This window comes from Streptomyces sp. NPDC004721 (assembly GCF_053601495.1).
The window spans coordinates 79185-91396 of the sequence record NZ_JBSGBZ010000007.1 but is presented as its reverse complement, the minus strand read 5'-3'; the positions used below and the strand labels follow the sequence as shown (position 1 = coordinate 91396).

General features: G+C 71.1%; 15 protein-coding genes. 7 read left to right on the top strand and 8 right to left on the bottom strand.

What is annotated here, in order from left to right:
- Position 1: 1 nt before the first annotated feature.
- The 3 genes from ACWEK3_RS08240 to ACWEK3_RS08230 form a co-directional block, all read right to left on the bottom strand.
- Positions 2 to 1360 carry an ABC transporter permease gene (locus tag ACWEK3_RS08240; protein ID WP_453249220.1) on the bottom strand — a complete coding sequence of 453 codons (1359 nt, stop codon included), beginning with the start codon at positions 1358 to 1360 and terminating at the stop codon, positions 2 to 4.
- Entirely contained in the window at positions 1357 to 2298 is a 942-nt protein-coding gene (locus ACWEK3_RS08235) for an ABC transporter ATP-binding protein (protein WP_450537979.1), read from the bottom strand. The genes ACWEK3_RS08240 and ACWEK3_RS08235 overlap by 4 nt, the downstream gene beginning before the upstream one ends.
- A 164-nt stretch (positions 2299 to 2462) precedes the next feature.
- The gene (locus ACWEK3_RS08230) at positions 2463 to 2915 is read right to left on the bottom strand and encodes an ATP-binding protein (RefSeq protein ID WP_450537980.1); all 453 of its coding nucleotides are present in this window, start codon (positions 2913 to 2915) and stop codon (positions 2463 to 2465) included.
- 194 nt (positions 2916 to 3109) lie between these two features.
- On the opposite strand from ACWEK3_RS08230, the gene ACWEK3_RS08225 reads away from it, so the two are divergent.
- The 3 genes from ACWEK3_RS08225 (at position 3110) to ACWEK3_RS08215 (ending at position 4572) form a co-directional block, all read left to right on the top strand.
- A complete protein-coding gene (locus ACWEK3_RS08225) occupies positions 3110 to 3952 on the top strand; it encodes a helix-turn-helix domain-containing protein (RefSeq protein ID WP_453249219.1) in 843 nt (280 codons plus the stop codon).
- The gene (locus tag ACWEK3_RS08220) at positions 3949 to 4137 is read left to right on the top strand and encodes a DUF397 domain-containing protein (RefSeq protein ID WP_450537983.1); all 189 of its coding nucleotides are present in this window, start codon (positions 3949 to 3951) and stop codon (positions 4135 to 4137) included. Before ACWEK3_RS08225 ends, ACWEK3_RS08220 begins: the two co-directional genes overlap by 4 nt.
- 249 nt (positions 4138 to 4386) lie before the next feature.
- Entirely contained in the window at positions 4387 to 4572 is a 186-nt protein-coding gene (locus ACWEK3_RS08215) for a hypothetical protein (protein ID WP_450537984.1), read from the top strand.
- 31 nt (positions 4573 to 4603) lie between these two features.
- Here ACWEK3_RS08215 and ACWEK3_RS08210 read toward each other — a convergent pair whose 3' ends face one another.
- Both ACWEK3_RS08210 and ACWEK3_RS08205 read right to left on the bottom strand, forming a co-directional pair.
- Positions 4604 to 5056: a hypothetical protein gene (locus ACWEK3_RS08210; RefSeq protein WP_450537986.1), complete on the bottom strand. Its 453-nt coding sequence runs from the start codon at positions 5054 to 5056 to the stop codon at positions 4604 to 4606.
- Entirely contained in the window at positions 5047 to 5685 is a 639-nt protein-coding gene (locus ACWEK3_RS08205; RefSeq protein WP_450537988.1) for an ATP-binding protein, read from the bottom strand. Before ACWEK3_RS08205 ends, ACWEK3_RS08210 begins: the two co-directional genes overlap by 10 nt.
- A 249-nt stretch (positions 5686 to 5934) precedes the next feature.
- Between ACWEK3_RS08205 and ACWEK3_RS08200 the strand changes: the two genes are divergently transcribed.
- The 3 genes from ACWEK3_RS08200 (at position 5935) to ACWEK3_RS08190 (ending at position 7949) form a co-directional block, all read left to right on the top strand.
- Positions 5935 to 6795: a helix-turn-helix domain-containing protein gene (locus ACWEK3_RS08200; RefSeq protein ID WP_390726662.1), complete on the top strand. Its 861-nt coding sequence runs from the start codon at positions 5935 to 5937 to the stop codon at positions 6793 to 6795.
- Entirely contained in the window at positions 6796 to 7068 is a 273-nt protein-coding gene (locus ACWEK3_RS08195; RefSeq protein ID WP_450537990.1) for a DUF397 domain-containing protein, read from the top strand.
- A gap of 92 nt (positions 7069 to 7160) precedes the next feature.
- Positions 7161 to 7949 carry an SAM-dependent methyltransferase gene (locus ACWEK3_RS08190; protein ID WP_390726664.1) on the top strand — a complete coding sequence of 263 codons (789 nt, stop codon included), beginning with the start codon at positions 7161 to 7163 and terminating at the stop codon, positions 7947 to 7949.
- Between the two features lie 49 nt (positions 7950 to 7998).
- Here ACWEK3_RS08190 and ACWEK3_RS08185 read toward each other — a convergent pair whose 3' ends face one another.
- Positions 7999 to 9486, bottom strand: coding sequence for a glutamate synthase subunit beta (locus tag ACWEK3_RS08185; RefSeq protein ID WP_450537992.1), 1488 nt, complete (start codon positions 9484 to 9486; stop codon positions 7999 to 8001).
- A gap of 121 nt (positions 9487 to 9607) precedes the next feature.
- Positions 9608 to 10300: a DUF2293 domain-containing protein gene (locus ACWEK3_RS08180; protein WP_453249218.1), complete on the bottom strand. Its 693-nt coding sequence runs from the start codon at positions 10298 to 10300 to the stop codon at positions 9608 to 9610.
- Between the two features lie 81 nt (positions 10301 to 10381).
- On the opposite strand from ACWEK3_RS08180, the gene ACWEK3_RS08175 reads away from it, so the two are divergent.
- A complete protein-coding gene (locus ACWEK3_RS08175) occupies positions 10382 to 11023 on the top strand; it encodes a uridine kinase (protein ID WP_450537996.1) in 642 nt (213 codons plus the stop codon).
- Between the two features lie 15 nt (positions 11024 to 11038).
- Here the strand turns inward: ACWEK3_RS08175 and ACWEK3_RS08170 are convergent, their stop codons facing one another.
- Complete coding sequence (locus tag ACWEK3_RS08170; protein WP_390726734.1) at positions 11039 to 12130, bottom strand: magnesium and cobalt transport protein CorA; 1092 nt, start codon at positions 12128 to 12130, stop codon at positions 11039 to 11041.
- Positions 12131 to 12212 lie beyond the last annotated feature (82 nt).

Here is a 12212-nt window from a genome sequence, read left to right as displayed (position 1 = left end):
GTTATCCCTTCGGGGTGGTGGAAAGAAGTTCGACGTTGCCGTCGAACTGCCAGAGCGGGTTCGGTGTGTCCCCTGTCGGGGTCCGCACCAGGAAGTAGCCGTTCACTTCCTTCGGTCCGTCGCCGTCGGCCACGAACCGGCCGTCCGCGGTGACGTCGAGCTGGTAGATGGCGGTCCCCGGGGCCTCGACGCCGGGGAGATGCCAGGTGACGACGCAGCGCCAGTCATTGCCCGGCCCCTGTGCGGTGATCTGGCCGCCGCCCTTGTCGCACGCCGCCGTGACCCGCAGCCGCGCCTCGGTGACGTCCGGGCGGTTGAGCTGCTCGGTCTGCATGCGGTAGAGGTGCGCGAACGCCGTGGCGACCGACCGCTGCACCTTGTCCTGCTCGATTCCGGAGCCCGTCGACGGCGTCGCCACGGCGACGACCGCGACCGTGAGGGCGGTCAGCCCGGCCAGCGGCAGGAGTCCGGTGGTGATCGCGCGGCGCCCGGAGCCGTCGTAGGCCGGGTTGGTGAAGTCGCGCCGCAGGAAGAGCAGATACGCCAGGGCCGTGGCGGCCACCGTCCACGCCAGGGCGACCACGATGCCGATCAGGAGCGGGCCGAGCTGCGCCGGGCTGGTGAACAGGCCGTTCCAGGCGATGAAGGCGTAGCCGGGCAGGGCGAGGCGTACGGCGACGGGCAGCGGCAGCATCTGGGCGAGCTGCATCGCGAGCGCGGTGAGCGCGGGCAGCAGCAGCCCCATCGGGGACCGCCCCAGCGCGACGGACCCGAGCAGTCCGATCGCGGCGAGGGCCAGGGTGGGGGCGAGTACGCAGAGCCAGGCGAGGAGGACCTTGCCGGCGGCGTCCGCCGGCGTCAGCAGGTGGCCGTCGAGGCCGACCAACGGCTGGTTGCCGACCGCGAGGACGCCGCCGACCGTGCTCGAACAGGCCAGTCCGGCCACGAGCAGCAGGATGACGGTCAGGCCCGACAGCGCCTTCGCCGCGAAGATCCGCCGGGGCGAACGGACCGCCACGAGCAGGTGGCGCCAGGTGCCGAGCCGGTCCTCGGCGGCGAACACGTCGCCGGCGACCACCGAAGTCAGCATCGGGAGCGCCCAGGTGCCCGCGAAACCGAGCATCACCAGCGGCCCGGCCCACCCGGTGGCGTGCATCCAGCGGCCGAAGAGGGTGTCGGAGGGGAGCGTGCTCTGCAGGCTCACCGCGGCGACGAAGAGCGCAGGAACGATCCAGCAGGCGAGGACCAGCAGGCGGATCCGCCATTGCGAGACCAGCTTGACCAGTTCGAAGCGGTAGGCGCGGGCCACCGGGACGCGGCGGGCGCCGACGGCGCGCTCGGGAGTGGCGGTCGCGGTCATCGGCCGGCCTCCTGCTGCTCGGTCAGGGCGAGGAACGCGGCCTCCAACGGCGACACCACGGGGGCGAGTTCGCGCAACGCGATGCCCGCGCCCACGAGCCGCGCCACCAGTTCGTCGAGAGCGGGCACCGGCGCGCGCACGACGAGCGTCTCGGCGCCGTACCGCGCCCCGGCGCCGTCGGCGACGCGGATCCCGGCCGTGCCGTCGGCCAGTTGGCGGGCGGCCTGCGGATCGGAGGTGAGCAGCCGGTAGTCGAGTTCGCGGTTCTCGGCGGCCAGCTTGCTCAGCGGGCCGGAGAAGACCACCCGGCCGGTGGCCAGGATGGTGACCTCGGAGCACAGCGCCTCCAGGTCCTCCATGCGGTGGCTCGACAGCACGACGCAGGTGCCGTCCGCCGCGAGCCGGGTGAGGACTCCGTGCACGTGGTTCTTGCCGGCCGGGTCGAGGCCGTTGGCGGGTTCGTCGAGCACGAGCAGCCGGGGCTTGGTGAGCAGGGCCGCGGCGAGTCCCAGCCGCTGACGCATCCCGAGGGAGAAGCCACGGGCCGGATCCTCGGCGACATCGGTGAGCCCGACCTGGTCGAGCACGTCGTCGATCCCCGCCGCCCGCGCGTCGAGGCCGCGCAGAGCGGCCAGCGCGGCGAGGTTCTGCCGTGCGGTGAGCGAGGGGTAGAGACCGGGCCCGTCCACGAACCCGGCGACACCGTCGGGAGCGGCGAGCGCCCGCCCGACCGGCGTGCCCAGGATCTCGAGGGACCCGCTGTCGGCGACGGCCAGGCCCAGCAGCAGACCGAGCAGTGTCGTCTTGCCGGCGCCGTTCGGTCCGACCAAGCCGTGGATCTTGCCACGCTCCACGGTCAGATCGACGCCGTCGAGCGCGACGACATCGCCGAAACACTTGGTCGTCCCGCTCGCCCGGATCGCGAGAAGTGTGTCCATGAGTCCCTTCCTTGGCAGACCTCAAGGACCGTAGGGACGGCACACGACCCGTGCGGGGACGGCGAGTTGAACGCTCATGGAACGGAATGCAGAGATCGTGCCCACGACAACCCCCGCCAAGTCGACACGTACGGTGACCACTTGGGGCCCGTGCGACATGCCGGTCATACGGGGCAGGCGCACTCCGCCCATACGGTCTTGCCGGGACCGGCAGGCCGGGGAACCACACCCCAGCCGTCCGCCAGGGCCTCGATCAGGAGCAGACCGCGCCCCGACTCCCCGTCAGGACACGGCTCCCCGCGTGCGGGCAGCCGCTCGGTACGGGTGTCCGTGACCTCGACGCGCAGGATGCCCCGGCTCTCCGCGAGCCGGAGATGGAAGTCCCGCCCGGGGACATGACCGTGCCGGACGGCGTTCGCGGTCAGTTCCGCCGTGATCAGGGTGACGGTCTCGTTCACGGACGAGGCGTACGGATGCCCCCAGTCGTTCAGCCGGTGCGCCACCAGCCGGCGGGCCAGCCGCGCCCCTCGCGGTGTCGACGTGAACCGCATCGCGAACTCACGCACCGCTGCCCGGTCCCGCGGCGTACGCCCTCGTGGGGAAGTCGCTGATCTCATGGGGTAAACGTTCGCTGCCTGTACGTGACGTCGACCAGGTGTGACGCTGCCACCGGCATCGGCTGTACGCCGCCGGTACGCGGCTGTACGCGCGTGAGGCGTGACCGGCCCTCCGCGCGGCGCGTTGGTCCCGCGAGCGGTCGTGGCGCGGGTTCGGTGTTCGGCGGGAGCGGTACGTACGGGAGGTGCCGGGCGTGGAGGAAACGCAGGCGGAGGACGAGCGGGAGCGTGAGTACGAGCCCGGTTCGGGGATCCTGCACATCTTCGGACGGCAGTTGAAGCTGTGCCGTGAACGGGCGGGGCTCGACCGGGCGGAGTTCGGCGGCCGGGTCGGATACTCGGCCTCGACGATCGCCTCCTTCGAGCAGGGGAGGCGGATCCCGCCGCCCAGGTTCATCGACCAGGCCGACGACCTGCTGAACGCCGGTGGGGTGTTGAAGGCGGGGAAGGAAGGGGTGGCTCGGGCGCAGTATCCGGCGTTCTTCCGGGATGCGGCCAGGTTGGAGGCCAAGGCGGCGGCTCTCCACGTGTATGCGACGAAGGCGGTACCCGGGCTGTTGCAGAGTGACGAGTACGCGCGGGCGGTATTCACCATGTGGCGGCCGCTGCTGGACGAGGAGACCATCAACGAGCGGGTCGTCGCCCGCCTGGCACGGCAGGAGATCTTCTCCCGCACACCCATGCCCACCATCAGCTTTGTCATCGAGGAGTACGTGCTGCGTCGCCCGCTGGGCGGATGGGGCGTCATGCGAGGCCAACTGGAGCAGATCCTGCTGTGCGGTCAGCGTCGCAACGTCGAAATCCAGGTGATGCCGATCGAGCGGGAGGAGCATGCTGCATTGGAAGGCCCGTTCACCTTGATCGACACGTTGGAAGGGCAGAGGATCGCGTACGTGGAGGCGTACAAGGACAGCCGTCTCTACACGGAGCGGAGCTTGGTGAGGGAGATCGAGGATCAGTACGGCATCCTTCGGGCGCAGGCCCTCACTCCGCGCGAGTCGCTGGCCCTCGTCGAGAAGTTGCTGGGAGAGAAATGAACGCTGTACCCGAGTCGGCTTGGTTCAAGAGCAGCTACAGCACAGGTTCGGGCGGCGAGTGCGTCGAGGTCGCCTCCTGGTCGGGCGCCACGCACGTGCGCGACTCGAAGGACAAGGCCCGTCCTGCGGTGATCGTCGAGCCGGAGGCCTGGGCCGAATTCGTCGGGTTCGCCGCTCGGCACTGAACGTGGCGGTGCCCCGTGACCCTCACCTCGGGTCACGGGGCACCGGCGTGCCTACGGCGGCGCACACGTGAACACGGGGTGTACGCGGATCAGCGCGGATGGTGCTCGTACTGTCCGGAAATGTGAAGTGGAACGCACCCTTGGTGGTGAACTGGTGTCACGTACGTCTCAGTAGGGTCACCAGGAGAGGCGTTCGCCCCCTGCAAGGCGTTTAAATCTGCAAGTAAGCATTGAACGTGGAGGTGCAGGGTGAACGGGCGAACGGTGCTCGAGCGCTTTCCCGCCGGCGGTCCGCGCGGGTCGTGGCCGGCGGAGGAGTTCGCGCATGCGCGGCGTCTGGAAGGCCTGCCCGCCGAGGTTGTCATGGACCTCGCGACAGACACGTTCCTGGTGATCGTCCGGGGCGGAGAGTCCGGCGGTGGCGTCACGGCGTGACCCGTCGGCTTACCGACCCCTCCGGTTTTCCTTACGCGCTGACGGTGCGGGACCAGGCCGGCGTCGTCCCAGTGATCCGGCACAGGGCCAGATAGAGGGGGATCGGCGGGGTGTAGGGGATCGTGCCCGCCGGGCGGTGCACGAGCGTGGGCGCCGTCGGAGAGGCGGGGAGCGTCGCGCCCGGGGAGTAGTGGGCCGGGGCGGGCCAGCGCAGGGCGTAGTCGGAGTCCGCGGGGACGATCCACCACCAGTGCGCCCGGTCGGCGTAGACGCAGCCCACGCGGGGCAGCCGGGGCATCAGCTGCGGCCCGAGATGGGCAGGGATGGCGACCGCGTCGCAGCCCAGGGGGACGGTCATGTCCTCGGGCACGGAAAGCCGCCGGGGTTCGCTGTGGGTGCGCAGACTGCGCCCCAGGCGTACGAGCGTGTCCAGGTTGAGCGACTGGCCGGAGCCGCCCAGGGCGCCGGAGCCGGTCACAGCCATGCGGCCCCCGTTCCGTGATGTGCCTGCCGATGCGTCTGCCGGTGCGCCTGGCCGTGAGCCTGCGCTTCGTTCTTGTCGCCCGTGTCGCGGGCGGGGGCCGGCTTGGGGCGGGCGCCCCAGCCCAGGTCGCTCCGGGCGGGCGCGGTGCGGCGCGGCAGCTCCGCCCACACCACCAGGCCGGTGCCCTGCTCCTGGGCTCCCCAGGCCAGACACATGGCGTCGACGAGGAGCAGTCCCCTTCCGTGCTCCTCCTCGGGCTGCCGCGGCGACGGCTGCGGCTCACCCGGCGCGCACCCCTCGTCACGCACGGCTATGCGCACCAGCTCGTCCTCGTCCTGCAGCTCGCACACGATCTGCCTGCTGGCGGTGTGCACGATGGCGTTGGTGACCAGCTCGGAGACGACCAGGGCCGCCGCGTCGCAGGTGTCCTCGCACACGGACCAGCCGGTCAGCCGGGTCCGGGTCAGGCGCCTGGCCCGCGCGGGGGAACCGGGGTGCGCGGCCAGCTCGAAACGGAACCGACGCTCGGCGACGGCCCCGCCGGGGCCCGCTCCCGTACTCGCGCCGCGACTCAGCGGGCTCGCGGCGGCGTCTGTTCCTAAGGGCGGAGACGGAATCACGCTTGCCACTATCGCCCCGCCGTGAACACTTGGCAAGTGGCACTCTGAAAAATGCAGAGTGTTGTTGACGCGCTCAGGGGCCATGGCACACTGCTCGCAACAGCACGTCGAGCGGCGCCAGTTGAGACCGCCGGCTCCGCCGGATTTTCGAACGGGTCTTCGAGCGGTTGCCGAGGGCTGTGCGGGATTCATGACGGGAACCTCCTGAATCCGCACGTCCGTCCGTACAGTTCGCTCTTGGGTCAGTGGAGGTGGAGTGTGAGCGAGCCGCGGTCCGCGCCGACCGTCGGGCAGGTCGTGCTCGGCCGGCGCCTGTTGGACCTGCGGGAGAGCGCGGGGCTCAAGCGTGAGGAGGCCGCCCGCATCCTGCACGTGGCCCCCGCCACCGTGCGCCGGATGGAGATGGCCGAGGTCGCCCTCAAAATCCCGTACCTCCAACTGCTGCTGAAGGCATACGGCGTCTCCGACGAGGAGGCCGAGGCCTTCATGCGGCTGGCCGAGGACGCCAACCAGCCGGGCTGGTGGCAGCGGTTCCACGACATCCTGCCGGGCTGGTTCTCGATGTACGTCAGCCTGGAGGGTGCCGCCGCCCTCATCCGGTCCTACGAGCCGCACTTCGTCCCCGGACTGCTCCAGACCGAGGACTACGCGCGCGGAGTGCTCAAGTCCGGCGCCGTCGGACAGACCAGCCCCGAGGACATAGAGCGCCATGTCGCGCTGCGCATGCAACGCCAGGATCTGCTCACCCGTCCGGACGCCCCCAGGTTCTGGGTGGTGATGGACGAGACCGCACTGCGCCGGCGGGTGGGCGGCCCCGAGGTGATGCGTGCTCAGATCGACAGGCTGCTGGAAGCCGCGAAGCTGCCCAACGTGACGTTGCAGGTCGCCCCGTTCTCCGCGGGGCCGCACGCCGGCACGTACGGGCCCGTCGTGCTGTTCCGATTCGCCATGCCCGAACTGCCGGACATGGTCTACAGCGAGTACCTGACCGGCGCGGTCTACCTGGACGCGCGTCAGGAGGTGGCGAGCCATCTCGAGGTCATGGACCGTATGGCGGCGCAGGCCGCTACTGCACATCGCACGAAGGAGATCCTCCGGGATTTCCGCAAGGAGCTGTGAATGGAACGCATCACGTCCCAGACCAAGCCGCGGCTGCGCCGCGGGATCTACAACGGCATGCCTGCCGGTGAACTCGGCAGCGAGGGCTGGCACAAGCCGTGGAGCGGGGGCAATGGAGGCAACTGCCTGGAGGCCATGAAGCTGGACGACGGCCGGATCGCGGTCCGTCAGTCCACCGACCCGGACGGACCGGCCCTCATCTACACGACCGACGAGATGACGGCGTTCATCAACGGCGCGAAGGCGGGAGAGGCGGACTTCCTTCTGACCTGAATGACCCCTGTCTGTTGGCTATCTCAACTCCCTAATCTTGGTACCGACTTGATCATGACCACTGCTCATTCCAGACGCTTACGAGGTGCCGTATGACCGAGATCGACACCAGCAAGCCGCACCCCGCGCGGATGTACGACTGGTACCTCGGCGGCAAGGACAACTACCCGGTCGACGAGGAGCTCGGCCGGCAGATGCTGGCACTCGACCCGCGGGTGCCGGTGATGGCCAAGGTCAACCGCGCGTTCATGCACCGGGCGACGCGGTGGCTGGCCGGCCAGGGCGTACGGCAGTTCCTGGACATCGGCACGGGCATACCGACCGAGCCGAACCTGCACCAGGTCGCCCAGTCGGTCGAGCCCGACGCGCGTGTCGTCTACTGCGACAACGATCCGATCGTGCTGGCCCACGCGGCGGCCCTGCTGCGCAGCGCGCCGGGGGGCATCACCGAGTACGTGCAGGCCGACGTCCGCGACCCGGCCACGATCCTGGAGGGCGCCGGGAAGGTCCTGGACTTCGGTCAACCCGTGGCCCTGTCCCTGGTGGCGCTGCTCCACTTCATCACCGACGAGGACGGCGCCCACGACCTGGTCGCGCGTCTCCTCGCCGAACTGCCCTCCGGCAGCTACCTGATGATGACCCACGCCACCTCGGACTTCACCCCGGAGGAGTCTGCGGCGGCCACGGCCAAACTGAAGGCGGGAGGCGTCACCCTCGCCCTCCGCACCCGCGAGGAGTTCACCCGCTTCTTCGACGGCCTGGAACTCGTCGACCCCGGCGTGGAGGTCGTCCACAAGTGGCACCCGGAACTGGGCGAACCGGTCCCCGGCCAGGACGACGGAGTCATCCCGGGCTACGGGGCGGTGGCTCGGAAGCCGTGACGGAGTGATGTCCACGGCGCCCCGCCTGCCAGGTGGGGCGCCGTTGGCATCACACCCGCATCGGACGGTCGTACGGGCCGATCGGGGACGGGAGGCTCCAGGCACCCGTCAGCTGGTGGTCCACGGCCGCCGCGACCGCGCGGCCCTCGGCGATGGCCCAGACGATCAGCGACTGACCGCGGGCGGCGTCCCCCGCGGCGAACACGCCCGGGACGTTGGTCGCGAAGGCGGGGTCGCGGGCGATCGTGCCACCCGGAGTGAGCCGCAGACCCAACTGGTCGATGAGGCCGTCCTCCTGGGACGGGCCGGAGAAACCCAGCGCCAGCAGCACCAGATCGGCCGGGAGCGTGCGCTCGGTGCCCGGCAGGGGGCGGCGCGCCGCGTCCACCTCGGTCAGGTGCAACTCGCGGACATGCCCGCCGGCGTCACCGGCGAAGCGGAGCGTCGACGCGGCGAACAGCCGCGCGTCGGCGTCCGCGGCCGGCGCCGTGCCCAGGTCGCCCGCCTCCTGGTGCGCGGGCGACAGCCGGTAGATCTTCGGGTAGGTCGGCCACGGCTCGAGGTCCTCGTCGCGCTCGGCCCCCGGCTGGGCGTAGATGTCCAGCTGGGTCACGGACGCGGCGCCCTGCCGCACCGCCGTGCCCAGGCAGTCGGCTCCCGTGTCCCCGCCGCCGACGATCACGACGTGCCGGCCGGCCGCGGACACCGGGGAGGTCTCCATGTCGCCCTCACACACCCGGTTGGCCAGCGGCAGGTACTCCATCGCCTGATGGATTCCGAGCAACTCCCGCCCTGGTACCGATAGTTCACGCCAGGCCGTGGCGCCCGTGGCGATCACCACGGCGTCGTAGCGCGCTCGCAGCTCCCCGGCCCCGACATCCCGCCCGACCTCCGTCGACGTACGGAACTTCGTCCCCTCGGCCAGCATCTGCTCCAACCGCCGCTCAAGATGGTGCTTCTCCATCTTGAACGCGGGGATGCCGTACCGCATCAGCCCGCCGAGCCGGTCGTCCCGCTCGTACAGGGCGACCGTGTGTCCCGCGCGCGTCAGCTGCTGGGCCGCGGCGAGCCCGGTCGGCCCCGACCCGACCACCGCGACGGTCCGCCCGGACAGCCGGTCCGGCGGGCGCGGCGGGGTGAACCCCTCCTCCCAGGCCCGGTCGGCGATCGCGCACTCGACGTTCTTGATGGTGACCGCCGGCTGGTTGATCGCCAGCACGCACCCCGCCTCGCACGGCGCCGGACACAACCGCCCCGTGAACTCGGGGAAGTTGTTCGTCGCGTGCAACCGGTCGGCGGCCGCCCGCCAGTCCTCCCGGGACACCAGGTCGTTCCACTCGGGGATCAGATTGCCCAGCGGGCAGGCCTCGTGGCAGAACGGCACCCCACAGTCCATGCACCGGTCGGCCTGCTTGCTGATGATCGGAAGCAGCCCGCCCGGCACGTATACCTCGTGCCAGTCCCGCACCCGCTCCTCGACCGGCCTGCGGGGCCACTCCTGGCGGGGTGTGGTCATGAAACCCTTGGGATCGGCCATGGCCGTCCCCCTTGCCTCGGGCACCACCTCTTTCCGGCCACGATACGACCGCCACGCCCCAGGTGCAGAGCCCGGTATGCCCGTGGTGCGGGGCGCGCGGAGTCGTCGGCTCGGGTGGGTGCTATGCGTGCGGGTTCTGCTCCCGCCAGGCCCGCAGCACCGAGTCCACGGCGGCCCTGATCCGCTGCCGGGCCTCGGGCCGTGCCACCCCGCTCATCAGCAGCCGGTCGTACGGCGTGTCCAGGTGGCGTACGGAGGCCGCCACCGCCGAGATGACCGCGGTCTCGGACAGCGCGCGCCCCGACGCGCTGCGGCCGACCCGTCCGCTGCCGCGCACGGAGGCGTGCCCGGCGATGGCCCGCGCGCGCTCCGGCGGGCAGGCGGGAAAGAGCCGCAGGATCTCCGCTGCGAACGCGTCCGCGAACCGTATGTCCTCGGCCGCCCGTCGCCGTGCGTCGCGCGCACGGCGACGGCGCCGCGCCTCGGCGTCCGCCAGGCACCGCAGCTCCGCGCGGGCGAGTGCCGCCTCCTCGACGAGGACGCCCCGCCGCTCGTACCGGCTTCTGCGCCGGTTGAACCGCACCACCACCGCCGACAGCGCGCTCTCCTCCCGCGACCGGCGCGTCAGCGCGGTGTCGCCGCGCGGCAGGAAGACCAGGTGCCCGAGGTCGGCGCAGTCCAGGCACCGCGGCACCCCTTCCTCCAGTACGAGCAGCGGCAGCGGGCCGCGCCGGCACGCGGCGCAGTGCTTGCGCCGCAGCGGCTGGAGGACGAGGAGGCCGTCGGACGGCCGGGGGACCGGGAGCGGGGCCATACGCGAGGCCATACGACGTACATTCCCGGGCGCGTACCCTGACGCTCCTCCCGCCGCACCCAGCTTCCAACCTGACGCATCATGGGCCGTGTGCGTCTTCAAGCGATCACCTGGGAACGGCTCGGCGACCTCCTCGCCGAGCGCCTGCTCGACCTGAAGCCCGCCGATGGCAGCCCCTGGCCGCGCATCGCCTTCGACGGTGCCCCCGCCGCCCTCCCGGGCGACCTGGCCCACCGCGTCGCCGAGGTGTTGCGGCCCCTCGGCCGCCCCGCGCTGGTCGTGGGCACCGAGGGCTTCCTGCGCCCTGCCTCCCTCCGGCTGGAACACGGCCACCGGGACGAGGAGTCCTACTACAACGGCTGGCTCGACACCGGCGCCCTGTGGCGCGAGGTCTTCGGCCCGCTCGAACCCGGCGGTGACGGACGTGTCCTGCCCGACCTGTGGGACCCGGTCACCGACCGCGCCACCCGCAGCGCCTACGTCCAGCTCCCGCCCGGCGCCCCGTTGTTGCTGCACGGCCCCCTCCTGCTGCGTCACTGGTTCCCCTTCGACCTGACCGTCCACGTCCTCCTCTCCCCGGGTGCCCTGCGCCGCCGCACCCCGGAGGCCGAGCACTGGACGCTGCCTGCCTTCGAGCGCTACGACGCCGAGACCGACCCCGCCCGCACCGCCGACGTCCTGGTACGCGCCGACGACCCCCGGCACCCGGCCTGGAACGGCTGAGCCCGGGCCGGCGGCTCAGAGCCAGCCGTTGCGGCGGAAGCCGCGGTACAGCGACACGCACACGGCCGATATCAGGCAGATGACCAGCGGATAGCCGTACCGCCAGTGGAGCTCCGGCATCACCTGGAAGTTCATGCCGTACACCCCGCACACCATGGTCGGCACGGCGATCACCGCCGCCCATGCCGTGATCTTGCGCATGTCCTCGTTCTGCGCCACCGTCACCTGCGCGAGGTGGGCCTGGAGAATCGAGTTCAGCAGTTCGTCGAAGGCGGCTATCTGCTCCTTGGCCCGGGTCTGGTGGTCGAGGACGTCCCTGAAGTACGCCTGTATCTCCGCGCCGACCACCTGCATCGGCCGGGCGGAAAGCTCCTCCAGCGGGCGGCCCAGCGGCACGACGGCTCTCTTCAGCTCCAGCAGCTCCCGCTTGAGCTGGTAGATCCGCCCCGGATCGACCCGCGCGCCGTCGTCCGCGAACACCTCGGTCTCCACCTCGTCGATGTCCTCCTGGAACGAGTCGGTGACGTTCAGGTAGTCGTCGACCACATGGTCCGCGATCGCGTGCAGCACCGCCGCCGGCCCCTTGGCGAGCTGCCCCGGATCGGACTCCAGCTCCTCGCGCAGCGGACCGAGCGAGCCGTGCCGGCCGTGCCGCACGGTGATCACGAAGTCCTGCCCGGTGAACACCATGATCTCGCCGGTGCTGACCACCTCGCTGGTCGGCGTCAGCTTCTCGTGCTCGAGGTAGCAGACCGTCTTGAACACCGCGAACAGCGTCTCGCCGTACCGCTCCACCTTCGGGCGCTGATGCGCCTTGACCGTGTCCTCCACCGCCAGCGGGTGCAGGTCGAAGAGGTCCGCGATGCCCGCGAACTCCTCGTCCGTCGGCTCGTGCAGCCCCAGCCAGACGAAACCGTCACGGGCCTTGCGCACCCGCGTCACGGCCTCCACGAGATCGCCGGCCTCCGGGATCCGCTCGCCGTCCTGGTAGGCCACGCAGTTCACCACGGAGGAGCCCAGCGGGGACCGGGCAGGATGGCTCAGGTCGACCCGGCGCCGCCCTCGGGCCAGCCGAGCCACCTTCCGTAGATTCCCCGCCATGGACATCCGGATCTCCTCGCGTGCACCTTTTGCCGCCTGGTCGAGCCAGTCTGCCAGGCTCACGTGAGCGCCGGGTAAGCCTGTGGAA

Coding starts and splice junctions, on each gene's coding strand:
- ACWEK3_RS08180 (WP_453249218.1), bottom strand. CDS start 10,300: ATGGCCCCGCTCCCGGTCCCCCGGCCGTCCGACGGCCTCCTCGTCCTC.
- ACWEK3_RS08175 (WP_450537996.1), top strand. CDS start 10,382: ATGGGCCGTGTGCGTCTTCAAGCGATCACCTGGGAACGGCTCGGCGAC.
- ACWEK3_RS08210 (WP_450537986.1), bottom strand. CDS start 5,056: ATGGCTGTGACCGGCTCCGGCGCCCTGGGCGGCTCCGGCCAGTCGCTC.
- ACWEK3_RS08195 (WP_450537990.1), top strand. CDS start 6,796: ATGGAACGCATCACGTCCCAGACCAAGCCGCGGCTGCGCCGCGGGATC.
- ACWEK3_RS08220 (WP_450537983.1), top strand. CDS start 3,949: ATGAACGCTGTACCCGAGTCGGCTTGGTTCAAGAGCAGCTACAGCACA.
- ACWEK3_RS08235 (WP_450537979.1), bottom strand. CDS start 2,298: ATGGACACACTTCTCGCGATCCGGGCGAGCGGGACGACCAAGTGTTTC.
- ACWEK3_RS08190 (WP_390726664.1), top strand. CDS start 7,161: ATGACCGAGATCGACACCAGCAAGCCGCACCCCGCGCGGATGTACGAC.
- ACWEK3_RS08230 (WP_450537980.1), bottom strand. CDS start 2,915: ATGAGATCAGCGACTTCCCCACGAGGGCGTACGCCGCGGGACCGGGCA.
- ACWEK3_RS08240 (WP_453249220.1), bottom strand. CDS start 1,360: ATGACCGCGACCGCCACTCCCGAGCGCGCCGTCGGCGCCCGCCGCGTC.
- ACWEK3_RS08185 (WP_450537992.1), bottom strand. CDS start 9,486: ATGGCCGATCCCAAGGGTTTCATGACCACACCCCGCCAGGAGTGGCCC.
- ACWEK3_RS08170 (WP_390726734.1), bottom strand. CDS start 12,130: ATGTCCATGGCGGGGAATCTACGGAAGGTGGCTCGGCTGGCCCGAGGG.